The organism is Pseudomonas sp. FBCC-B1667 (genome assembly GCF_059133255.1).
On record NZ_CP101437.1, the window covers coordinates 4678863 to 4701397 of the forward strand.

At 58.0% G+C, this 22535-nt stretch carries 19 protein-coding genes; 12 read left to right on the forward strand and 7 right to left on the reverse strand.

The features are described 5' to 3' along the window. Position 1: 1 nt before the first annotated feature. Positions 2–1210 carry an ammonium transporter gene (locus NL116_RS21510; protein ID WP_494373944.1) on the reverse strand — a complete coding sequence of 403 codons (1209 nt, stop codon included), beginning with the start codon at positions 1208–1210 and terminating at the stop codon, positions 2–4. Positions 1211–1517: 307 nt separating this feature from the next. Here NL116_RS21510 and NL116_RS21515 point away from each other — a divergent pair, with 307 nt between their 5' ends. The 8 genes from NL116_RS21515 (at position 1518) to NL116_RS21550 (ending at position 12894) form a co-directional block, all read left to right on the forward strand. Then, complete coding sequence (locus NL116_RS21515) at positions 1518–1832, forward strand: ElaB/YgaM/YqjD family protein (RefSeq protein ID WP_494373945.1); 315 nt, start codon at positions 1518–1520, stop codon at positions 1830–1832. Position 1833: 1 nt separating this feature from the next. Beyond that, positions 1834–2223 carry a phage holin family protein gene (locus NL116_RS21520; protein ID WP_027925743.1) on the forward strand — a complete coding sequence of 130 codons (390 nt, stop codon included), beginning with the start codon at positions 1834–1836 and terminating at the stop codon, positions 2221–2223. Then, on the forward strand, positions 2220–2561 hold the full coding sequence (locus NL116_RS21525; RefSeq protein ID WP_494373946.1) for a hypothetical protein: 342 nt from the start codon (positions 2220–2222) through the stop codon (positions 2559–2561). Before NL116_RS21520 ends, NL116_RS21525 begins: the two co-directional genes overlap by 4 nt. Positions 2562–2689: 128 nt before the next feature. Continuing rightward, positions 2690–3853, forward strand: a complete 1164-nt coding sequence (locus tag NL116_RS21530; protein WP_494373947.1) for an EAL domain-containing protein — start codon at positions 2690–2692, stop codon at positions 3851–3853. Positions 3854–3888: 35 nt separating this feature from the next. Continuing rightward, positions 3889–5217, forward strand: coding sequence for a deoxyguanosinetriphosphate triphosphohydrolase (locus NL116_RS21535; protein ID WP_027925740.1), 1329 nt, complete (start codon positions 3889–3891; stop codon positions 5215–5217). 408 nt (positions 5218–5625) lie between these two features. Further along, positions 5626–6252, forward strand: coding sequence for a response regulator transcription factor (locus tag NL116_RS21540; protein ID WP_027925739.1), 627 nt, complete (start codon positions 5626–5628; stop codon positions 6250–6252). 8 nt (positions 6253–6260) lie between these two features. Continuing rightward, positions 6261–9896: a transporter substrate-binding domain-containing protein gene (locus NL116_RS21545; RefSeq protein WP_494373948.1), complete on the forward strand. Its 3636-nt coding sequence runs from the start codon at positions 6261–6263 to the stop codon at positions 9894–9896. A gap of 49 nt (positions 9897–9945) precedes the next feature. Further along, positions 9946–12894, forward strand: coding sequence for an HD domain-containing phosphohydrolase (locus tag NL116_RS21550; protein ID WP_494373949.1), 2949 nt, complete (start codon positions 9946–9948; stop codon positions 12892–12894). Here NL116_RS21550 and NL116_RS21555 read toward each other — a convergent pair whose 3' ends face one another. Then, positions 12895–13377, reverse strand: a complete 483-nt coding sequence (locus tag NL116_RS21555; RefSeq protein ID WP_494373950.1) for a GAF domain-containing protein — start codon at positions 13375–13377, stop codon at positions 12895–12897. Beyond that, a complete protein-coding gene (locus NL116_RS21560; RefSeq protein WP_494373951.1) occupies positions 13374–14264 on the reverse strand; it encodes an ATP-binding protein in 891 nt (296 codons plus the stop codon). Before NL116_RS21560 ends, NL116_RS21555 begins: the two co-directional genes overlap by 4 nt. A 165-nt stretch (positions 14265–14429) precedes the next feature. Between NL116_RS21560 and NL116_RS21565 the strand changes: the two genes are divergently transcribed. After that, the gene (locus tag NL116_RS21565; protein WP_494378110.1) at positions 14430–16751 is read left to right on the forward strand and encodes a hybrid sensor histidine kinase/response regulator; all 2322 of its coding nucleotides are present in this window, start codon (positions 14430–14432) and stop codon (positions 16749–16751) included. Here the strand turns inward: NL116_RS21565 and NL116_RS21570 are convergent. The 3 genes from NL116_RS21570 to msrB all read right to left on the reverse strand — a co-directional run bounded on the left by NL116_RS21570 (position 16735) and on the right by msrB (position 18194). Further along, positions 16735–17196 carry a MarR family winged helix-turn-helix transcriptional regulator gene (locus NL116_RS21570; RefSeq protein WP_494373952.1) on the reverse strand — a complete coding sequence of 154 codons (462 nt, stop codon included), beginning with the start codon at positions 17194–17196 and terminating at the stop codon, positions 16735–16737. The genes NL116_RS21565 and NL116_RS21570 overlap by 17 nt on opposite strands. Continuing rightward, complete coding sequence (locus NL116_RS21575) at positions 17193–17678, reverse strand: glutathione peroxidase (RefSeq protein WP_494373953.1); 486 nt, start codon at positions 17676–17678, stop codon at positions 17193–17195. The genes NL116_RS21570 and NL116_RS21575 overlap by 4 nt, the downstream gene beginning before the upstream one ends. A gap of 120 nt (positions 17679–17798) precedes the next feature. Continuing rightward, entirely contained in the window at positions 17799–18194 is a 396-nt protein-coding gene (msrB, locus tag NL116_RS21580) for a peptide-methionine (R)-S-oxide reductase MsrB (protein WP_494373954.1), read from the reverse strand. Positions 18195–18420: 226 nt separating this feature from the next. On the opposite strand from msrB, the gene NL116_RS21585 reads away from it, so the two are divergent. Next, on the forward strand, positions 18421–19632 hold the full coding sequence (locus NL116_RS21585; RefSeq protein ID WP_027925730.1) for a pyridoxal phosphate-dependent aminotransferase: 1212 nt from the start codon (positions 18421–18423) through the stop codon (positions 19630–19632). Positions 19633–19951: 319 nt separating this feature from the next. Beyond that, complete coding sequence (gene htpX, locus NL116_RS21590) at positions 19952–20842, forward strand: protease HtpX (protein WP_027925729.1); 891 nt, start codon at positions 19952–19954, stop codon at positions 20840–20842. Between the two features lie 101 nt (positions 20843–20943). On the opposite strand, the gene NL116_RS21595 is transcribed toward htpX, so the two are convergent. After that, a complete protein-coding gene (locus NL116_RS21595) occupies positions 20944–21600 on the reverse strand; it encodes a thiopurine S-methyltransferase (RefSeq protein ID WP_494373955.1) in 657 nt (218 codons plus the stop codon). 103 nt (positions 21601–21703) lie between these two features. Here NL116_RS21595 and NL116_RS21600 point away from each other — a divergent pair, with 103 nt between their 5' ends. Then, the gene (locus NL116_RS21600; RefSeq protein WP_494373956.1) at positions 21704–22471 is read left to right on the forward strand and encodes a DODA-type extradiol aromatic ring-opening family dioxygenase; all 768 of its coding nucleotides are present in this window, start codon (positions 21704–21706) and stop codon (positions 22469–22471) included. Positions 22472–22535: the final 64 nt, after the last annotated feature.

The following is a 22535-nucleotide window of genomic DNA, read 5'->3' on the forward strand; positions in this document are numbered from 1 at the left end:
TTCAGTCCTGACTGACGGCGCCGATCTTATGCACCGACAAATCCGCGCCGTAGTACTCCTCTTCCTGGCTCAAGCGCAATCCATGAAACGCCTTGATCGTTCCATACACCGTAAAACCACCGGCCAGCGCCACGACGACCCCCAGCGAGGTGCCAATCAACTGGCTGATCAGACTCACCCCACCCAAGCCGCCCAAGGTGGTCTGGCCAAAAATGCCGCACGCAATCCCGCCCCACACGCCACACAGACCGTGCAAAGGCCACACCCCCAGCACATCGTCGATACGCCATTTGCCCTGCGCCGCGGTAAAGCACCAGACAAACAGTGCCCCGGCGATGGCGCCGGTTACCAATGCGCCCACCGGGTGCATCAGGTCGGAGCCGGCGCAAATGGCCACAAGCCCGGCCAAGGGGCCGTTGTGCAGAAAGCCGGGGTCGTTGCGCCCGACAATCAGTGCCGCCACGGTGCCACCGACCATGGCCATCAACGAGTTCACCGCCACCAGTCCGCTCACGCCTTGCAGGGTCTGGGCGCTCATGACGTTGAAGCCAAACCAGCCAACAATCAGGATCCACGAACCCAAGGCAAGAAAGGGAATGCTCGACGGAGCAAATGCCACCAGGCGTCCGTCGCGATAGCGTCCTTGTCGCGGCCCGAGCAACAACACCGCCGCAAGGGCCAGCCAGCCGCCCATGGCATGCACCACCACAGAACCGGCAAAGTCATGGAAGCTGGCGCCGAATCGCGCCAGCAACCAGGCCTGCAAACCATAATTACCGTTCCAGATCATCCCTTCGAAAAAGGGATAGATGAACGCCACGATCAGCGCAGTCGCGCACAATTGCGGGACGAACCGGGCACGCTCGGCAATACCGCCGGAAATGATCGCCGGGATGGCGGCTGCAAAGGTCAGCAGGAAAAAGAATTTCACCAATCCATAACCATGGTCGGCATTGATCACTGCCGCCGGTTGCAGGAACGTCACTCCGTAGGAAATCCAATAGCCTATAAAGAAGTAGGCCAAAGTCGAAATGGCGAAGTCGCTGAGAATCTTCGACAAGGCGTTGACCTGGTTCTTTTGCCGAACCGTGCCAACCTCAAGAAAGGCGAAACCGGCGTGCATGGCCAACACCATGACGGCGCCAATAAGGATGAACAATGTATTGGAGCTGTGGACCAGACTGTCGACAGCGCTTTGCAGATTTTCCATGGATTGGCAGACCTTAAGACTGAAAAAAAGCACCAAAGCAGTTCGCGCAAAGCATCGACGCACCAAGTTGCAGCTTCTGTGGATCGAATGACTGATCTCCATGAACCGCTTTGGCGCATCAGAGCGAAGTCGTCGCGCGAGTTTTTATTGTTTGAATCGAGACTTTTTTGAAATCATGCCCGGCAACAGCGCATCGGCGCCGGCAAACGCACCACGACACAGCAAAAGTTGTACCAGTCATTTGTACTGAACCTTCGCGCAAGGCTCATACTCGAACCCATCAGAAGCCCTTTACGGAGATCTACCCATGGCCAGCATCAAGGCAAAGACTGCTCAAGAAATCCTGATGAACGATTTTCAGTCCCTCGTCAGCGACACCGAACGGTTGCTGGAGCACACCGCGACCCTGGCGGGCGATCAGGCGGATGAGCTGCGCAACCAGATCCACGACAGTCTGTTGCGTGCCCGGGAAACCCTGAAGCTGACCGAAGACTCGTTACGCGAACGCGGTCAGGCCGCCGTCACCGCGACGGAAGATTACGTGCAGGCCAACCCATGGCAATCGGTCGGGATCGCCGCCGGGGTAGGCTTCCTCATTGGCCTGCTGGCTTCTCGGCGCTGATATGTCTATCGGCGAATCCGGCTCGTCGGCGACGGGCACAAGCGCTTCATCGCGGCGCCTGGGCGCTGCGTTTCTCGGACTGTTGCACAGCCATGTCGAACTGTTCGGCATCGAGTTGCAGGAACAAAAAGCGCGCACTGTAAGCCTGCTGCTTTTTGCAGGCCTGGCACTGGTCTTTGCATTGCTATTGCTGGTGGGGTTGTCGACCCTGGTGTTGATTGTTTTTTGGGACACCTATCGCCTGGCCGCCATCATCGGGCTCTGCGTCTTCTATACCCTTGCCGCGATTTTCTGTGGATTGCGCTTGAAAGCAGCGGTCTTCGATGAGTCCTCGCCCTTCCATGGCACCCTGGAAGAATTGGCCAACGATCGGGAGCGCCTGCTGCCATGAGCCTGCCTCAACTGCCCAATAACAGCTCGCGCGCGGAAATGCGCAAGGCGCTGATTCGCCTGCGCATGGAAATGCATCGTCAGGAAATCCGCCTCGAATCCCGGGAACTGCTGCAGCCCTTGCAGCGAATTCGCGGAATGAAGCAAGACCTGCAGGACGGTTTTGGCATCAAGCACGCCCCGCTCTGGGGCGTGGCGGCCGTCACTTTGCTCGGCTTTCTGACCGGCAAGAGTACGCGCAACGGCGGCACCAGTAGCCTGACTCGCCTGATTCGTCTGGGCACCAGCCTGGGGCCCTTGATCAAGCTGGTTCTGCAAAGCAATTCGCGCAAAGACTAAATCGCCACTATCTGGCTGCATTCTTGCACTACCAGCGGAATGAACCTCTCTATCGAGGGGTTCAACCCTGCATGCCTACCCGGTAAACAGGCGTTATCCAAAAACAAGACCCTAACCAAGGAGGCCTCGTGATCGACGGGCAACCGCTCGCCTGCTTTCAACCCTTCATCGATACCGCCACCGGCCGTATCGCCGGCGTCGAGGCTTTGGGCCGACTGCAACAAGCCGACGGTCAACTGGCGTCGGTAGGTCCGCTGTTTGCTGACCCGAGAACACCGGCCATCGCGCTGCGGCGTCTGGATCGCCAGATCCGCGACAACGCGCTGAGTCGCTTGCATGAAGCGCCCTCGGACTGGTTTCTAAGCCTGAACATTTCCCCGCGCTGGATCAATCGGCTGCGACCGAATCAAGCGTTGCCAAGCCTCAAACAACTTTGCAGGCACAACGTCGACCCGCAACGTATCGTCTTCGAAATCACTGAACTGGGCGGCGACATTCAGCGCCTGGCTGACGTCGTGGCGCGCTACCGAGAGGCTGGCGCACGAATCGCCATTGATGATTTCGGCGCAGGGTATTCTCAACTCGATCGCGTACTGGCCCTGCAACCGGACATTCTCAAACTCGACATGCGCTTGTTCCAGGCGGCGGCATTGGGCGGTCCAAGCAGCGATGTGGTGAAGGCACTGGCACAGATGGCCGAAAAAACCGGTTGCTGGATCATCACCGAAGGGGTGGAAACAGAAGCTCAATTAAGTTTTGCCCTGGAGTGCGGCTCCCGGTATGTGCAGGGTTTTCTGTTTGCCAGGGCGCAAGCCGAGTTCTTTGCCGCTGACGCGTTTGTCGAGCGCTTCGCGCAACTGCGTCAACGCTATGTTCAACAGAAACTGGCTGAACGCGGTCGACTGATGGTCATGCGCCAGCAACTCGGCGAACTGATGTCCCTATTGCAGGCATGGGCTCAGGCCCACGCTCCACTCAGCGCCCTGCCCCACATGGACGCATTCCCCTGGTTGTTGCGTTTCTATCAATGCGATCGCCACGGAACGCAACTGACGCCCAACCTTGAATGGCGAAACAACGGTTGGGCGTCGGACAACCGTTACCTGGGCCACAACTGGTCATGGCGTCCGTATTTCTATCACTTGCTGGCAGAGGGTTGGGACGAGCGTCGGCTCACGCTGTCGAGCACTTACCGCGATGCCACCAGCAATCAGTACTGTCTCACCGCCGGGCAGTTTTTCGACAATGGTGAGCGACTGCTGCTCATCGACATCGACGCCGTCGGGCTCTAGGCTAAGGCATCAGTCATTTGACGGAGAGACCAGCCTTGGATTGGCAAACCCTGCTTACCCGCGAACGCCTCGGAAAACCGCTGCACAGCCCGGAAGAACTCGGCCGCAGTCCTTTCCACAAAGACCATGACCGCATTATTTTCTCAGGTGCCTTTCGCCGGCTGGGACGCAAGACCCAAGTCCATCCGGTCACCAGTAACGATCACATCCACACGCGCCTGACCCACTCGCTGGAAGTCAGTTGCGTCGGGCGCTCGTTGGGCATGCGCGTCGGTGAAACCATCCGCAGCGCTTTGCCAGACTGGTGCGAACCCAGTGACTTGGGGATGGTGGTGCAGTCGGCCTGCCTGGCCCATGACATCGGCAATCCACCCTTCGGCCACTCCGGCGAAGACGCCATCCGTCACTGGTTCCAACAGGCCGCGGGCCGCGGCTGGCTGGACGACATGAGCGAAGTTGAACGTAATGACTTCCTGAATTTTGAAGGCAATGCCCAAGGCTTCCGCGTTCTCACTCAATTGGAATACCACCAGTTCGACGGTGGCACACGGCTGACTTACGCCACGCTGGGCACGTACCTGAAGTATCCCTGGACGGCGAAGCACGCTGATTCGCTGGGGTACAAGAAGCACAAGTTCGGCTGTTATCAGAGCGAACTGCCGCTGCTCGAGCAGATCGCTCATAAACTCGGCCTGCCACAACTGGAGGAACAACGCTGGGCACGCCATCCATTGGTTTATCTGATGGAAGCGGCCGATGACATCTGCTACGCGCTCATCGACTTGGAAGACGGCCTGGAAATGGAGTTGCTGGAGTACGCCGAAGTCGAGTCCTTGCTGCTCAATCTGGTGGGTGACGATCTGCCGGAAACCTATCGTCAACTGGGTCCGCTGGATTCGCGCCGACGCAAACTGGCCATCTTGCGGGGCAAAGCCATCGAACACCTGACCAATGCAGCGGCCCGGGCCTTCGTCGAACAACAAGATGCCCTGCTGGCCGGTACACTGCCCGGCGATTTGGTGGAGCACATGCATGGCCCTGCCAAGCGCTGTGTCTTGAACGCCAAAGACATGGCCAGAAAAAAAATCTTTCAGGACAAGCGCAAAACACTGCATGAAATCGGCGCCTATACCACGCTGGAGATTCTACTGAACGCTTTCTGCGGCGCGGCACTGGAACAACACAACGGTCGGACGCCGTCGTTCAAAAGTCGCCGCATCTTGGACTTGCTGGGCAACAATGCACCCGATCCTCGCGGGCCTCTGCACACTTCATTCCTGCGCATGATCGACTTCATCGCCGGCATGACCGACAGCTATGCCAGTGAAATGGCCCTGGAAATGACCGGTCGCTCAAGCCGCTGACGCATCCGACCCGACCTGCTGTTCAGATTGTCCGAACGCGGGTCGGGGGCTGGAATGATCAGACAATACATTCAAGTAGTCTGACATCCGGCGAAACCGGATAAACTCATAAACTGCCGGGCATCAAGGTCTACCGTTGCCTCGTTACTTAATAAAACGATTGAAACAATCAGACTTTATAAACTAATTGACCCTGACTTCCTCCTAAAAAACTATCACTCAACAATCAACTTGCCCCCTACAACACCTCTATTGATCCTCATTCAAAACCGAACTGGAACGTAGTCCTATTCTTCTTCAGTTGTAGGAATTGTCCTATATCACTGCTATCGACCTGTCAGTTCATGCGCCCCCTGAACTATCTGAGCTAAGGTGCGCGCTTTATTTGAGCTCGCATGGGATCTGATTATGAACTCCGTTTTTATTGTCGACGATCACCCCGTTATCCGTCTTGCCGTCCGAATGTTGCTCGAACATGAGGGTTATAAAGTCGTCGGCGAAACGGATAACGGGGTCGACGCCATGCAGATGGTTCGCGAATGCATGCCAGACCTGGTTATTCTCGACATCAGCATTCCCAAGCTGGATGGACTGGAAGTGCTATCCCGTTTTAATGCCATGTGTACGCCGTTAAAAACCCTGGTTTTAACGGCCCAGTGCCCAACCTTGTTCGGTATTCGCTGCATGCAGTCCGGCGCGTCGGGATATGTCTGCAAACAGGAAGACCTCAGTGAACTGGTGAGTGCAATCAAAGCGGTGCTCTCAGGCTACAACTATTTTCCCAGCCAGGCGCTGAACCCCGTCCGTAGCGATGACACGCGATACGCCGACCTTGAACTCTTCAAGTCAGTCAATGATCGGGAATTGATGGTATTGCAACTGTTTGCACAAGGCCGCACCAACAAGGAAATTGCCAAGGGCATGTTCCTGAGCAACAAGACCGTCAGCACCTATAAAAAGCGCTTGATGCAAAAACTCAAAGCCAAATCACTGGTTGAACTTATCGATATGGCAAAACGCAACGCCTTAGTGTGAGAGACCGGATGCCCAGTCGTTTAAAGGATTATCTGATACTGATTACCGCAGGCTTAAGCCTGAGCACCTCAGTGTCTGCGACATACTCCGCCAGCGAACATTTCTCCCTGCTCAGTCGCTCAATGGTCGGGCACATGGAAGTACAACTGGATACATCACAGCGACAATGGATCACAAACAAACGTGAATTGATTCTGGGCACCTCAGCCCCCGATTATCCGCCCTTCGACCTGACCAGCAGCGGCAGCGACTATGAAGGGTTCACCGCCGATTACGCGGGCATACTGGGTAAAGCGACCGGCCTGCCAGTCAAGGTTCAGCGCTACACATCCCGAGAAGATGCCATTGACGCGCTGGAAAACGGCGAGGTCGACATGCTGGGCAGCGCTAACGGCTTTGAGGCACGTAACGCCGACATTGTGCTGACGACACCTTATGCCGCGGATCAACCGGTCCTGGTGACGCGGGAAGGAGAAACCCGATCCCTGTCCGATGGACTGGCCGGATTGCGGTTGAGCATGGTGTACCACTATCTACCGATGGAAGAAGTCAAATCCCTGTATCCAAAGGCGATCATCACGGTTTACCCGTCTTACCAGAATGCAATAAACGCGGTCGCGTTCGATCAGGCTGATGTCTTTCTCGGTGACACCATTTCAACCCACTACCTGATCAACAAGGGTTACCTGAACAACGTCCGGATGGCCAACTTCGGTAAACACGAAGTTCACGGCTTCAGTTTTGCCGTGCACCGTAACAACCCGGAACTGCTTGGGATCATCAACACGATACTGAAAGCCACGCCCACCCATGAGCGGGAGGATATCGCCAAACGCTGGAGTGCAGGCAGTGACATTCTTCTCACCGATCACAAACTGCAACTTACTACTCGCGAAGAACGCTGGTTGGCGCAACATCCGGTGGTTCGCGTGGTGGTCAATGAGGCGTTTGCGCCGCTGACGTTTTTTGATAACGACGGCAACTTTCGGGGTGTCGCTGCCGATCTGCTCGAACTGATCAGATTGCGCACCGGTTTGCGCTTCGAGATCCATCGCAGCCGAAGCGATGAAGAGATGATCGAGCGCATCATTCAGACTCAGGCCGATCTGATTGCCGCCCTGCTGCCCAGCGCGCACCGTGAAATGCTGTTGAATTTCAGCCGTCCTTATCTGGAAAACTCTTTTGTCCTGCTGACCCGCAAAGTGACCGGCAGTCCGAACGACCTCACGCAGTTTTCGGGTAAACGCCTGACGATTGCTCAGGGTAATCCGATGGTGGATTACCTGCGTCGCGAGTACCCGAACCTCACTCTGATCGAAACCCCGGACACTTTCAGTGCCGTGCAACGGGTGGCAGAGGGCAAGGCTGAAGGCTCCGTAACCTCGCTGGTGATCGCCAACTACTTCATCTCATCCAGAGTCTTCGAACAGACACTTCAGATCAGTTCCACCGTTGGCACGCAACAGGCTGCGTTCTCCCTGGCGACAGGGCGTGATGCCAAGGAACTGAGCGCCATCCTCGACAAGGCATTGCTGAGCATTACTCCGCAAGAGCTGGGCATTATCAACAGTCGCTGGCGAGGTTACTCCTCGACGTCGCAAAACACCTGGCGCAACTATCACCGGCTGTTCTATCAGGGGGTCATTGGGGTTGGCGTGTTATTGCTGATCTCTGTGGCCTGGAATGCTTACATGCGTCGACAGATCAAACAGCGTCAGGCGGCCGAGCTCGCGCTGAATGACCAGCTTGAGTTCATGCGTTCTCTGGTCAACGGCACACCGCATCCGATCTACGTACGGGACCGCCAAGGGGTGCTGCAAAGTTGCAACGACAGTTACCTGGAGGTCTTCAGCGCAAAGTACGAAGAGGTGATCGGCAAAAGCGGCATTCAAGGCAACGTGAGCAATGCGTTCGAGGCACAGGAGTTTGAGGCTGACTATCAGCGCGTGGTGAACGAAGGCACGCCGTTGATTCTCGACCGTACGCTGCGAATCGGCAGTCGCCAGTTGACGATTTATCACTGGGTGCTGCCGTACCGGAATTCCAGGGGTGAAGTACAAGGCATCATCGGCGGCTGGATCGACATCAGCGAACGGCGACAACTGTTCGATGACCTTAGAGCGGCCAAGGAACGCGCCGACGAAGCGAACAGAGCCAAAAGCACTTTTCTGGCGACTATGAGCCATGAGATTCGCACCCCGATGAATGCAATCATCGGCATGTTGGAGCTGACCCTCAAACGTATCGAACTGGCTCACCCGGACCGATCCGCCATCGACGTAGCCTACCACTCGGCGAAAGACCTGCTGGAACTGATCGGGGACATTCTCGATATAGCACGCATCGAATCCGGGCACCTGAGCCTGAACCCGGAACGCGTCAACCTCGGTGAAACGGTGACGTCGGTGGTCAGGATTTTCGACGGTCTGGCCCGGCAGAAAAACCTGCGCCTGTTGCTGGACTTGAGCCCGCCAAACGATGTGCTGTTGGACCCGATGCGCTTCAAGCAGGTGCTGTCCAACCTGATCAGCAACGCCATCAAGTTTACCGAACAGGGTCAGGTGCGGATTGTGGTGGAGTGGCAAGCCACGGACGAGCCCGACCGGGTCATCTTGCGCGTGCAGGTTCAGGACAGCGGAATTGGCATCAGCAAGCAGGACCAACAGCGTTTGTTCGAACCATTCGCCCAGGCGAGCCACAGCCCGCAGTCGCCCCGGGGAGGCGCCGGGCTGGGCCTGGTGATCAGCCGTACCCTGTGCGAAATGATGGGCGGCAGTCTGCAATTGCGCAGCAAACCCGGTGCCGGCACGCAGGTCGAGATAACGCTGCACCTGGTGACATTGCCGCCAGAACCGCTACCGATAATCGCCGAAGCACCGGTTCAACCGAGCTCAACTCCGTTAAACGTCCTGGTGGTCGACGATCACCCGGCCAATCGCTTGCTCATGTGCCAGCAACTCGAGTTCTTGGGGCACCACCACCGCGCTGAAATGGATGGCGAAACCGGATTCGAGGCATGGAAGCACGGACTGTTCGATCTGGTGATTGTCGATTGCAACATGCCGGTCATGAATGGCTACGAACTGGCCCGACTGATTCGCCAACATGAACCGCAACAGTCGCGCGCGGCGTGCACCCTGCTGGGCTTCACCGCCAACGCACAACCGGAAGAAATACAACGGTGCAAACACGCGGGAATGGACGACTGTCTGTTCAAGCCCCTCAGCCTGACGGCTTTGAGTCTGTGGATCGAGCGCGTCAAACCGATTGCCCGCGACCCCGCGTTCAGCCTCGTAGGGCTGCGACTGCTCACCGGCGGCAATCCAAAGCTGGATCAACGTCTGTTGCTCGAAGTGCTGAACAGCAATCGTCTGGACCGTCAGGAATTACTTGATTTGTCACAGAGCAAAGACCGCCAGTCATTCCTCGACCTCGCTCACAAAATCAAGGGGGCGGCACGTATCGTCCAGGCGAGTCGATTGATCGACAGCTGCGAGGCGCTCGAAAGCGCCTGCCATGAAGCGTTCCTCCCCGAAAACGTGGCCGACTGCACCCAAGCCATCAAGCACGCCATGCTCGAGCTGGAGCACGCCTTGCAACAGCAAATAGGCCACAACGACAGAAGCAGGATGATGGAGCCTTAACTATGCTTGGACGCTGAGCAGTGTGTTAACCACCATGGAGCGACCAGTAATGCCCAACCCACTGCGCCCCGATCAACGCAGGTTTCCGCTGCACGTCCATATCAGCGTGATGTTTACCTTCCTGCTGCTGCTCACGGGCGTGGTACTGGGCCTTTTCAATTACCGGCAAACCACGCAGATAATCCTGTCCAGCAGTGAAAAACTGTTCAATCGCATCGAACAGGATGTGCGGCTGGACCTTCAGGACACTTATGAACCGATTCGACACCTGCTGAGCTTGCTGGTGGACAACCCGGCGACCGAAGCGCCCGCGCTGGAGCAACGGCTCGCGCTGCTGAAACCCTTTAGCCAGTCGCTCAAAGACAACCCCAACCTGGCCTCGCTGTACCTGGGATACGGCAATGGCGACTTTTTCATGGTGCGCCCCCTGCGCACCCCAGCGCTGAAAACGCTCACCAATGCTCCGGACACGGCGGCCTATCAGGTCTGGAGCATCGAACACCCCTCCGGTGCCGGGAAGGCGCGCTCCCAGTCTTTGTTTTTCGATCAAAACCTGGCGCTCGTCCGCCGCCAGGATAACCCTGAAGAAACCTACGATCCGCGCACTCGTGCCTGGTTTACCAGGGCTCGCAGCGATGAAGGCCAGATCACCACCGAACCTTATGTCTTTTTCTCCACTCACCATGTCGGGACGACGCTAGCTCGGCGCAGCGGCGAAAACGCGGTGATGGGCGCCGACCTGACCCTCGTCGAACTGTCGGCGACGCTGGCCAAACATGTGGTGACGCCCCATACCGAAATCGTGCTGTTCGATGCCGAGGGCAATGCTGTTGCCTATCCCGACAGCAGCCGTCTGATCGTCGACGACCAGACCGCGCGCCTGATCAAGGCGGCCGATCTGAATCCGGCACTGGGTGCCCTGCTCACTCATCCGCCCGAGGGGAATCGCCTGGACGTCGCCGGTCGCGAATGGATTGTGGCCCGCAGCAGCATGCATGAAGGCGGCCCGCAAGGATTGCAGCTGGCGCTATTGGTCCCCGAAGATGAATTACTGGTCGATGCCTATCGCATGCGCTGGCAAGGGGCGCTGATCACGCTGGCAACGTTGTTGTTGTGCCTGCCGGTGGGATGGCTCACCTCCAGGGTTCTGGTCAAACCCTTGCGCGCACTGGTGCAGGAAGCCGATGCGATCCGCAGTTTCAACTTCAAATTTCCCGTCAGCCGACGCTCGCCCGTGCTGGAAGTCGACCAGCTGCGCGTGTCGATGACGCGCATGAAGGACACCTTGGCGAGCTTTTTCCAGATATCCGACAGCCTGAGCGCCGAGACGCGTTTCGCACCGTTGCTGCAACGTGTGCTGTTTGAAACCGTGAAGATCGGACAGGCCCAGGCGGGCCTGATTTACCTGCGTGAGCAGGAGGGCGCCCGCATGGAGCCCCATGGCCTGGTGATCAACGACACCTCCCAGGCGTTGCCGACGTTCGGTATTCAAGGCTACGAACTCCAGGACTCACAGAGCCCTCAGTGGATGCAGCAGTTGTCCAACGCCGACAATGTGGTCGCCAGCCTGGGCTTCGAAAACGCAGCCGATCTGCAACAGGTGCTGCTGGCGCTGAAATGCCCACGGGTTCACCTGATCGGAATCCGCCTGCACAATCGGCATAACGAAACCGTCGGCCTGCTGGTCCTCTTGCTGGCCGACAGCGGCGCACAGAGCGATCTGGAAAAGCTGCGTCCAGACCGCATCGCTTTTCTCCAGGCGGTGTCTGGCGCGGCGGCGGTGAGCATTGAAAGCCAGCGTTTGCAAGCCCGGCAGAAACAACTGCTGGACTCTTTCATTCAATTGCTGGCTGGCGCCATCGATGCCAAAAGCCCTTACACCGGCGGGCATTGTCAGAGGGTGCCGGAATTGACGCTGATGCTTGCCCAGGCAGCCGCCGACAGTCAGGAGCCGGCCTTCAGCGGCTATCACCCCACGGAAGACGAGTGGGAAGCCTTGCACATCGCGGCGTGGCTGCACGACTGCGGCAAAGTCACTACCCCGGAATATGTGGTCGACAAAGCCACTAAACTTGAAACCCTGAACGACCGCATCCACGAAATCCGCATGCGTTTCGAAGTGCTCAAGCGCGATGCCTGGATCGATTATTGGCAGGCCATCGCCCATGGCGCTGACGAACGTCACCTGGCCGAATTGCGTAACGCCAATCTGGCGGGGCTGGACGATGATTTCGCGTTCATTGCCCGCTGCAATCTGGGCGGTGAGGTCATGGCCGAAGCCGACCTGCAACGCTTGCGGGGCATTGCTCAACGTACCTGGACCCGAACCCTGGATGATAGGCTCGGAGTTTCATGGGAAGAGAATCGCCGCCAGGAACGAACGCCTGCGCCGACGCTGCCGGTCAGCGAGCCGTTGCTGGCGGACAAGCCCGAGCACCTGTTCGAACGTGCTGAAAATGAACTGATCCCGGCTGACAATCCGTGGGGTTTCAAACTCGACGTACCGCGCTACAAGTACAACCGGGGCGAGCTCTACAACCTGAGCATTACCCGAGGTACGCTAACTCGCGAAGAGCGCTACATCATCAATCACCACATGGTGCAGACGATCCTGATGCTCAGCCGCCTGCCCTTCCCCAGCCACCTCGCCAACGTCGCGGAGATTGCCGGCGGCCATCACGAAAAAATGGACGGCACCGGTTATCCCAAACAGTTGAAGCGCGAAGAGATGAGCCTGCCGGCGCGCATGATGGCGATTGCCGATATTTTCGAAGCGCTGACCGCTGCCGATCGCCCGTACAAGAAAGCCAAAACCTTGAGCGAGGCCTTGGGCATCATGGCCAACATGTGCCGAGACGCCCACATCGACCCGGAGCTGTTCAGGCTGTTCATCCAGGCAGGCATTTATCTGCAGTACGCAGAACGATTCCTCGATCCACAGCAAATTGATGCCGTCGACCCGACCAGCCTGCTGTTCAAGGCAGGCTTGAGTGCCTGATCAGCAATCGGTCAGGCGCAGGAAAATCGCCGCCAGGCGCTCGATACCAGCCTGATCTTCAACGGTAAACCGCGCCAGTTTCGGGCTGTCGAGGTCGAGTACCCCGATCAGTCGACCGTCCTTGACCAGCGGCACAACCAGTTCACTGTTGGATGCGCTGTCGCAAGCGATATGTCCGGGAAAGGCGTGCACGTCTTCAACCAATTGAGTCTGCAAGGTCGACGCTGCCGTCCCGCACACACCGCGACCAAATGGAATCCGCACGCAGGCGATCTGCCCCTGGAACGGACCGAGCACCAGTTCTTCGTTGCGATTGAGGTAGAAACCGGCCCAGTTCAAGTCATCGAGCTGGTTAAACAGGAAGGCCGAGAACTGTGCAGCGTTGGCAATGAAATCACGCTCGTCCGCCAGCAACGATTCCAGCTGCGCCCACAACATGCCGTAACCATCCAGCCCTTGGCCGCTCTTCTGTAAATCAATCATGCTTTGTGCTCCAACAGCTTGAGCCCGACCCAATAGCGGGCAAATTGATACGCGCAACGTCCATTGCGATTGCCTCGGCCGCCGGCCCAACGCACGGCGAGGATGTCCAGTTCTTCATCACGCTGCCACTCAAGGCCAGCCTTGTCGGCCAGTTGACCGATCCAGTGTTCGACGACGTTGAGGAAATGTTCCTGAGTAAACGGATAAAACGACAGCCAAAGGCCAAAGCGGTCCGACAGCGCGATCTTGTCTTCCACCGCTTCGCTTGGGTGCAGCTCACCGTCGACGCGTTTCCAGTTTTCGTTATCGCTTTCCTTTTCCGGCACCAAGTGACGGCGGTTGGACGTGGCGTACAGCAGAACATTATCCGGCGCTTGTTCGAGGGAGCCGTCGAGCACGCTCTTGAGTACGCGATAATCACCCTCGCCCGCCTCGAACGACAGGTCATCGCAGAACAGCACAAAGCGCTGCGGCAACCTGGCGATTTGTTCGACCACGCGCGGCAAGTCCGCCAGGTGATCGCGCTCGATCTCGATCAGGCGCAAACCAGCCTGGGCGTGTTCGGCCAGCAAGGCCCGCACCAGCGACGATTTCCCGGTACCGCGCGAGCCCCAGAGCAACGCGTGGTTGGCCGGCATGCCGTCGAGGAACTGTTGGGTATTTCGCCCCAGTTGCTCCAGCTGCCGGTCGACGCCGATCAGGTCGGACAGGCGCATGTCGAGGCTGACGTGCAGCGGCAGCAGAAAACCGTTGCGCCCCTCGCGTTGCCAGCGCGCGGCCAGGCATTGGTTCCAGTCGATGGTTTGCCGAGGTGCAGGCAGCAGCGGCTCGATACGGGCCAAAACAGCATCGGCGCGTTCAAGAAAAGCATTCAATCGAGCGTCCACGTCTTCTCCTCGGGCACGTTCACAGTGATGATGGCGATACAGCGGCGAATACACAGCGTTCGGTACCCGGTTCACCCCTGCTCAGGGGTTCGCGAGAACATCGGAATGCATGCATGATCGACTATGCTTGAGCAGCGAAAGGAAACGGAAGTGGTTCAACACCCCATGGACATCAAATTCACCCACCGGCTGTCATACAAGCAAGCCAGGCTGACTGTGCTGGTTGGTTTCATTCTGGGCACGCTGCTCAGCCTGCTGCAAATAGGCATCGATTATGCCAGCGAAGACGCCTCCATCAACCGAGAAATACTGTCTTTGCTGGAAATCAGCCACAACCCTGCCTCTCGCATCGCCTACAACATCGACGCAGAACTCGCCCAGGAACTGACCATGGGCCTGGTGCGCTCACCGGCGATCTTCAGCGCGACACTCACCGACAACAACAATACCGTGCTGGCCAGCGTCAAACGCCCTGGCGCGCAAAGTGGCTATCGAGCCATCAGCGACTTCCTGTTCGGCGCAAATCGGCAGTTCGAAGACCGTCTGTTTCTCGATCACCTGCCCAACGAATCGCTCGGGACCTTGCAACTGGAGGTCGACACCTACGCCTTCGGCAGCCGGTTCCTGCGCCGGGCCGAAGTGACATTGCTCAACGGCTTCGCCCGAAGCCTGATCCTGACAGGCATTCTGCTGGCGCTGTTCTACGTAATGCTGACCAAACCCCTGGTGCGGGTCATCCGTGAACTCAGCGGCCGCGATCCGCGCAGTGCGGAGCCGACATGGCTGGAATACCCGGCGGGGCATGAAAACGATGAAATAGGTGTGCTGGTCAAAGTCGCGAATCAACAATTCGACAACATCGCCACCGAAATCCAGCAACGTCGCAACGCTGAAAACCGCCTGACCGACTACCTCAGTCAACTGGAAAACATCGTTTCTGCACGCACGGCCGAACTCAAGGCGATCAACGCCAGGCTCAGCCAATCCAATCAGGAACTGGAAGTCGCGCGCACCACCGCCATCGAGATGGCCGAAGCACGCTCGGTGTTTCTGGCCAACATGAGTCATGAAATCCGCACGCCCCTCAACGGCCTGTTGGGAATGATCGCGCTGTCACTGGACGGCCCGCTGACTGCCGAGCAGCAGCAACAACTGTCGATCGCCCATGACTCGGGCAAAGTGCTGGTGGAACTGCTCAACGATATTCTCGACCTGTCCAAATTCGATGCAGGGCAACTGGAGCTCGAACACATTCCGTTCGACCTTGGCGCGCTGGTTGAAGACACCGCCAACCTGCTTTCCCAGAATGCGGCGCCGAGCGTGGAATTGACGTGCCTGATCGATCCACGATTTCCGGCGCTGGTGCTGGGGGATCCAACCCGGGTGCGGCAGATCGTCAGCAACCTGTTGTCCAATGCGCTCAAATTCACCCGTTTCGGTCGTGTCGACTTACGCCTGTCTGCGCTCGAAGAGGGTGTCAGAATCGAGGTCTGCGACACCGGTATCGGGATCGCTCACGATGCTCAGGTCAAGATTTTCCAACCGTTTACCCAGGCCGGTGCCGGCATTACCCGGCAATTTGGCGGCACGGGGCTAGGCCTGGCCCTCACCTACAACCTCTGCGAAGCCATGCAGGGACGTCTGACGATCAGTTCGGAAATCGGTTTCGGCAGCCAGTTCTGCGCCGATCTGCCGCTGCCCGCCCACACCCGAGCTGTGTCCCCGGCACCGCTGTCCGGCAAGGTGCTTGCGATCACCGCTGCCAGCAGCGGTCTGGCCGAACTGCTGAAAACCCTGCTACCGGCGTGGGGACTCGATTATCAACAGCGCTCCATCGATGACTTGCTGCTCGGGCTTGAACCTGACGTTTTGATCACCGACTGCCCCGAATGCCTGTTTGGCCTGCGTCCCACCCTTGACGCGCCGATTCTGCTAGTGACCGCTTATGGCAATTTCATGCCCACCGAACAGGTGAGCGCCCTCGCCCCCTTGCAGCAGCAGGCACGACCGCTGGCGCGCAATGCGCTGTACCAGACGTTGCGGCGGGTATTGCAGCCAGAAACCACAATGATCAATGGCGCGCGGATCGAAGCCCTTCCCCACCAGCGCCGCGGGCGGGTATTGCTGGTCGAGGACAACCCGGTCAATCAGTTGGTCGCCAAGGGCATGCTCGGCAAACTCGGCTGCGAGGTCATTGTCGCCGCACACGGGGCCGAAGCGCTGGATCAACTGGAGCAAAGCGACTTCGACCTGGTGCTGATGGACTGCAACATGCCGGTGATGGACGGCTACGAAGCCAGTCGGCAAATCCGACGCAGCGGACGCTGGCCGCAGTTGCCCATCGTCGCGCTGACTGCCAATGCCATGTCCGAGGAACGCGAACGCTGCCGCGCGGCGGGCATGAGCGACTACCTGGCCAAACCCTTCCGCCGCGAAGAACTGGCCGCGCTGCTTGATCTATGGGTTCCGACTACGACAGTGCCTTGATCTGGCCCAGCAAATGATCGAGGCCATCGCGCAGATCGTTCAGGCGATCCAGATCTACCCCGCTGTCGCACAACAGACGCGCCTTGAGCGGACCGACCCGATCATGTAACGCCTTGCCGGCCGGTGACAGGCTGAGGTGCACCTCGCGCTCATCGCGCGCCGACCGCTGACGCTGAACCAGTTGCAGTTGCTCAAGTCGCTTGAGCAATGGCGTCAGGGTGCCGGAATCCAGTGCCAGGCGTTCGCCCAGCGCCTTGACCGTCGGTTGCTCGGGGGCGGCCTCCTGCCATTCCCACAACACCAGCATGGCCAGGTATTGCGGGTAGGTCAGGCCGAGTTGGTCGAGCATCGGCTTGTAGGCTCGAATCACCGCCCGAGAAGCGGCGTACAGCTTGAAGCAGAGCTGGCTGTCGAGCTTCAGCGAATCGACTGACAGGCTGTTCATTTGAGCAGGGCTTCAATCTCGCGGCTCAGGTCCTGCGGTTTGGTCGCTGGGGCGAAGCGCTTGACCAACTGGCCGTCCTTGCCAATCAGGAACTTGGTGAAGTTCCACTTGATGCCCTGCGAACCCAGCACGCCCGGGGCGCGTTTTTTCAACTGAACGAACAATGGATGCGCGCCGGCACCGTTGACGTCGATCTTCTTGAACAGTGGGAAGCTGACACCGAAATTCAATTCGCAAAATTCGGAAATGGCGCCTTCATTGCCGGGTTCCTGCTTGCCGAACTGGTTGCACGGAAAGCCGAGCACCACCAGCCCTTGGTCCTTGTAGGTCTGCCACAACTCTTCCAGACCTTTGTATTGAGGGGTGAAGCCGCACTTGCTGGCGGTATTGACCACGAGTACGGCCTTGCCGGCGTAATCGGCCAAGGTCTTTTGCTCCCCCTTGATGGTGGTGCACGGGATGCTCAGCAGGTTGTCGGTCATGACTTGCACTCTTGTTGAAAGAAGATGAAACAAACATAGCGAGCAATTGAATTGTGTGCAATTTAATAAATCAATGGGAGCGCGAGAATACCCGCAAGCCATGCTCCCGCCGGGCTCACATTATTCGCGCGGCACCAGATCCAGGCACACCGAGTTGATGCAATAACGCAGGCCGGTTGGTGGCGGGCCGTCCGGGAACACGTGCCCCAGGTGTGCATCGCATGTGGCGCAGACCACTTCGGTACGGATCATGCCGTGGCTGACGTCACGGATCTCGACCATGGCGCTGTCGCCGATCGGCGCGTAGAAGCTCGGCCAGCCACAGCCAGAGTCAAATTTTGTCTTGGAGTCGAACAGTGGCTCGTTGCAGCAGATGCAGTGGTAGACACCGTCAGTCTTGGTGCCGTTGTATTTGCCGGAAAACGGTCGTTCGGTGCCCTTGAGCCGGCAAACGTTGTACTGCTCCGGATCAAGCATCGCTTTCCATTCTTCCAGGGTTTTTTCCAACTTTTCCATCATCACACCTCAGCAACTGAAAAAGCCCGATCTGTACCTTTTCCACGGATCGGGTGGCACGTATGATTGCGCCTCGTCAAACGCCAGTCTGGCAGCCAGACCACGCGCATTCAAACGGATTTATGAGTGCTGCATCTCAAGGCGTCAGGCCTGTGTGAAGACGCAGGATTCCCAGTACGGTAGTTCATACACCGCCTGGATCGTTCATTTTCGGGAACACATCGCCATGCAGGTCAGCAAATCGAACAAGCTCGCCAACGTCTGCTACGACATACGCGGCCCAGTGCTCAAGCACGCCAAACGCCTGGAAGAGGAAGGTCATCGCATCCTCAAGCTGAACATCGGCAACCCGGCGCCTTTTGGTTTCGAAGCGCCGGACGAAATCCTCCAGGACGTGATCCGCAACCTGCCGACCGCCCAGGGCTATAGCGATTCCAAAGGCCTGTTCAGCGCGCGCAAGGCCGTGATGCAGTATTACCAGCAGAAGCAGGTTGAAGGTGTCGGCATTGAAGACATCTATCTGGGCAACGGCGTTTCCGAGCTGATCGTGATGTCGATGCAGGCCCTGCTCAACAATGGCGACGAAGTGCTGGTGCCTGCCCCGGACTATCCGCTGTGGACGGCTGCGGTCAGCCTGTCCGGCGGCAACCCTGTGCATTACCTGTGTGACGAACAAGCCAACTGGTGGCCGGACCTGGCCGACATCAAGGCCAAGATCACCCCGAACACCAAGGCGCTGGTGATCATCAACCCGAACAACCCGACCGGTGCGGTGTATTCCAAAGAAGTGCTGCTGGGCATGCTAGAACTGGCGCGCCAGCACAACCTGGTGGTGTTCTCGGATGAGATCTACGACAAGATTCTGTACGACGACGCCGTGCACATTTGCACCGCGTCCCTGGCCCCGGACCTGCTGTGCCTGACCTTCAACGGTCTGTCCAAGTCCTACCGCGTGGCCGGATTCCGTTCCGGCTGGATCGCCATCTCCGGCCCGAAACATCACGCGCAGAGCTACATTGAAGGCATCGACATGCTGGCCAACATGCGCCTGTGTGCCAACGTGCCGAGCCAGCACGCAATCCAGACCGCACTGGGCGGCTATCAGAGCATCAATGACCTGGTATTGCCGCAGGGCCGTTTGCTGGAACAGCGCAATCGCACCTGGGAACTGCTCAACGATATTCCGGGCGTAACCTGCGTCAAGCCGATGGGCGCGCTGTATGCGTTCCCGCGGATCGATCCGAAAGTCTGCCCTATCCACAACGACGAGAAGTTTGTGCTCGACCTGCTGCTCTCCGAGAAGCTGCTGGTGGTTCAGGGCACAGCCTTCAACTGGCCTTGGCCGGATCACTTCCGCGTGGTGACCCTGCCACGCGTGGATGAGCTGGAGATGGCCATCGGGCGGATCGGTAGCTTCCTCAAATCCTACCGTCAGTAAAAGGGGTTCGTCACCGTGCGGCTTGTTGCGAAAGTCGCGCGGTGATTAATTCAGCAACACATCTCTGCGTTCTGCCGTACTTCCTTGTTTCAAGTCATGCCTGGTCACTTGTTGGGTACTCGCGCCTAACAACGGCGGGGCCTACGCCACGCTTTGTCTGTCAAACTTTTCCCATGCCCGCATCGGAAAAGGCCTGCAAGCGGCTAGACTGTTGCCGTAGGACACAGTTTGAAATAGTCACCCGGTTGAATAGCCCGGTGCAGCACCTTATATACCCCGCAGTACGCTACATCTTTAGCACGAGGAGATTTCTACAACCATGATGCGCATCCTGCTGTTTTTGGCCACTAACCTGGCGGTCGTGCTGATTGCCAGCATCACCCTGAGCCTTTTCGGCTTCAACGGGTTCATGGCGGCCAACGGGGTTGATCTGAACCTCAATCAGCTGCTGATTTTCTGTGCGGTCTTTGGTTTTGCCGGTTCGCTGTTCTCGCTGTTCATCTCCAAGTGGATGGCGAAGATGAGCACCAGCACCCAGATCATCACCCAGCCACGCACCCGTCATGAGCAATGGCTGCTGCAAACCGTAGAGCAACTGTCCCGGGAAGCCGGGATCAAGATGCCTGAAGTCGGGATTTTCCCGGCCTACGAGGCCAACGCGTTCGCCACGGGCTGGAACAAGAACGACGCACTGGTCGCGGTCAGTCAGGGCTTGCTGGAGCGTTTTTCGCCCGATGAAGTGAAAGCCGTTCTGGCCCACGAAATTGGCCACGTGGCCAATGGCGACATGGTCACCCTGGCGCTGATTCAGGGCGTGGTGAACACCTTCGTGATGTTTTTCGCGCGGATCATCGGCAACTTTGTCGACAAGGTGATCTTCAAAAACGAAGAAGGTCAGGGGATTGCCTACTATGTGGCAACCATCTTCGCCGAACTGGTCCTGGGCATTCTGGCCAGCTCCATCGTCATGTGGTTCTCGCGCAAGCGTGAATTCCGTGCCGACGAAGCGGGTGCACGCCTGGCTGGTACTGCCGCGATGATCGGCGCTCTGCAACGCCTGCGCGCCGAACAAGGCCTGCCGGTACACATGCCGGACACCCTGAACGCCTTTGGCATCAACGGTGGCATCAAGCAAGGGTTCGCACGGATGTTCATGAGCCACCCGCCGCTGGAAGAACGCATCAACGCGCTGCATCGACTTCAGCGCTGATCGTCAAGCACCCAACAAGAAGGCCCGCAGGTGATGCGGGCCTTTTTTATTTGTCTGGTCAATGCGGTGCTCGCGAAGGGGCCAGCAAACCTCAACACACGTTACCGACTGGAAACCTGATACACCCGCTCCTCAAGCCGAGTAACCCCCGCCTCGATGAATTTCCCGCTCGAACTCAGAACATCCTGATCTTCCAGAATCTTCAGCGCCCACGAGCCACCGAATAACCGCTGCACTTCATCATCCAGCACAGCAAAGGGCGGGCCTTCCATTTGCGCCTGGTCATAGTCCAGGGTAATCAGCAACCCTCGCGACTCCTTCGGCAAAATCCGCGTAAGGTGCGCGGCGTATTGCTCGCGCATCTTCGATGGCAAGGCTATCAACGCAGCGCGGTCGTACAGTGCGCTGCAGTCGGCGACATCGCCGGCGGTCAACGCGAAGAAATCACCAGCCCAGATCTCGATCGAGCCGGCCCGATAGACCTTGAAAGGGCCTTGATCGCTGACACCCGGGTCAAATTGATGCTCGTGGAAAAAGTCTTCCACCGCTTTTTCCGACAGCTCGACGCCCAACACCTCATGACCGCATTTCGCCAGCCACAGCAGGTCCAGGCTTTTCCCGCATAGCGGCACCAGGACGCGTGAGCCCTCTTCCAGGCCCAGCTGCGGCCAGTACCGTTGCAGATTAGGATTCACTTCCGGCAAGTGAAAGCCGATCTGATTCGTCGTCCACCGCTTGTGCCAAAACTCCGGCTGCATAATTAATCCCGAAAATTCGATCAAAAGACCCTAAAACTTATATTAGATTTAGATCAATGATCTGACTGAAGATGACGCCATCTTACCCCTCAGGAGCTCTTTCATGTTCCCCAGCCTGTACATATCCCATGGCTCGCCTATGTTGGCACTGGAACCGGGGGCCAGCGGGCCGGCGCTCGCCCGATTGGCCGCCGAATTGCCGAAACCCAAAGCCATCGTGATTGTATCGGCGCACTGGGAAAGCAATGAGCTGCTGGTCAGCGGCAATCCCCAACCGGAAACCTGGCACGACTTCGGCGGCTTTGCGCAGGCGTTGTTCGACGTTCAGTACCCGGCACCCGGCAATCCCCAATTGGCGGCGGAGGTTATCGAGTTACTGAAGACAGCCGATCTGCCAGCACGCATCGATGCCAAGCGCCCGTTCGACCACGGTGTCTGGGTGCCTTTGACGTTGATGTATCCGCAGGCCGATATCCCCATTGTGCAGGTCTCGCTGCCCACGCATGGCGGCCCTGCGCTGCAAACTCGCGTCGGCCATGCCTTGGCCCGCCTGCGTGAGCACGGCGTGCTGTTGATCGGCTCTGGCAGCATCACGCACAACCTGCGTGAACTGGATTGGCAGGCAGGCCCGGAAAGCGTCGAGCCTTGGGCCAAATCATTCCGCGACTGGATGATCGAGAAACTCGCGGCCGGCGATGAAGCAGCCCTGCACGATTATCGGCAGCAAGCGCCCAATGCTGTACGCAATCACCCTAGCGATGAGCATCTGTTGCCTTTGTTCTTTGCTCGCGGGGCTGGGGGTGAGTTCAGCATTACGCATCAGGGTTTCACCATGGGCGCGTTGGGCATGGACATTTATCGTTTTGGTTGACGGGTTGACCGAGTCAGGCACAAACAACAGGCAAAAAAAATCCCCGAACCAGTCGGGGATTTTT

Coding starts and splice junctions, on each gene's coding strand:
- NL116_RS21510 (WP_494373944.1), bottom strand. CDS start 1,210: ATGGAAAATCTGCAAAGCGCTGTCGACAGTCTGGTCCACAGCTCCAAT.
- NL116_RS21515 (WP_494373945.1), top strand. CDS start 1,518: ATGGCCAGCATCAAGGCAAAGACTGCTCAAGAAATCCTGATGAACGAT.
- NL116_RS21520 (WP_027925743.1), top strand. CDS start 1,834: ATGTCTATCGGCGAATCCGGCTCGTCGGCGACGGGCACAAGCGCTTCA.
- NL116_RS21525 (WP_494373946.1), top strand. CDS start 2,220: ATGAGCCTGCCTCAACTGCCCAATAACAGCTCGCGCGCGGAAATGCGC.
- NL116_RS21540 (WP_027925739.1), top strand. CDS start 5,626: ATGAACTCCGTTTTTATTGTCGACGATCACCCCGTTATCCGTCTTGCC.
- NL116_RS21545 (WP_494373948.1), top strand. CDS start 6,261: ATGCCCAGTCGTTTAAAGGATTATCTGATACTGATTACCGCAGGCTTA.
- NL116_RS21550 (WP_494373949.1), top strand. CDS start 9,946: ATGCCCAACCCACTGCGCCCCGATCAACGCAGGTTTCCGCTGCACGTC.
- NL116_RS21555 (WP_494373950.1), bottom strand. CDS start 13,377: ATGATTGATTTACAGAAGAGCGGCCAAGGGCTGGATGGTTACGGCATG.
- NL116_RS21565 (WP_494378110.1), top strand. CDS start 14,430: ATGGACATCAAATTCACCCACCGGCTGTCATACAAGCAAGCCAGGCTG.
- NL116_RS21570 (WP_494373952.1), bottom strand. CDS start 17,196: ATGAACAGCCTGTCAGTCGATTCGCTGAAGCTCGACAGCCAGCTCTGC.
- NL116_RS21575 (WP_494373953.1), bottom strand. CDS start 17,678: ATGACCGACAACCTGCTGAGCATCCCGTGCACCACCATCAAGGGGGAG.
- msrB (WP_494373954.1), bottom strand. CDS start 18,194: ATGGAAAAGTTGGAAAAAACCCTGGAAGAATGGAAAGCGATGCTTGAT.
- NL116_RS21585 (WP_027925730.1), top strand. CDS start 18,421: ATGCAGGTCAGCAAATCGAACAAGCTCGCCAACGTCTGCTACGACATA.
- htpX (WP_027925729.1), top strand. CDS start 19,952: ATGATGCGCATCCTGCTGTTTTTGGCCACTAACCTGGCGGTCGTGCTG.
- NL116_RS21595 (WP_494373955.1), bottom strand. CDS start 21,600: ATGCAGCCGGAGTTTTGGCACAAGCGGTGGACGACGAATCAGATCGGC.
- NL116_RS21600 (WP_494373956.1), top strand. CDS start 21,704: ATGTTCCCCAGCCTGTACATATCCCATGGCTCGCCTATGTTGGCACTG.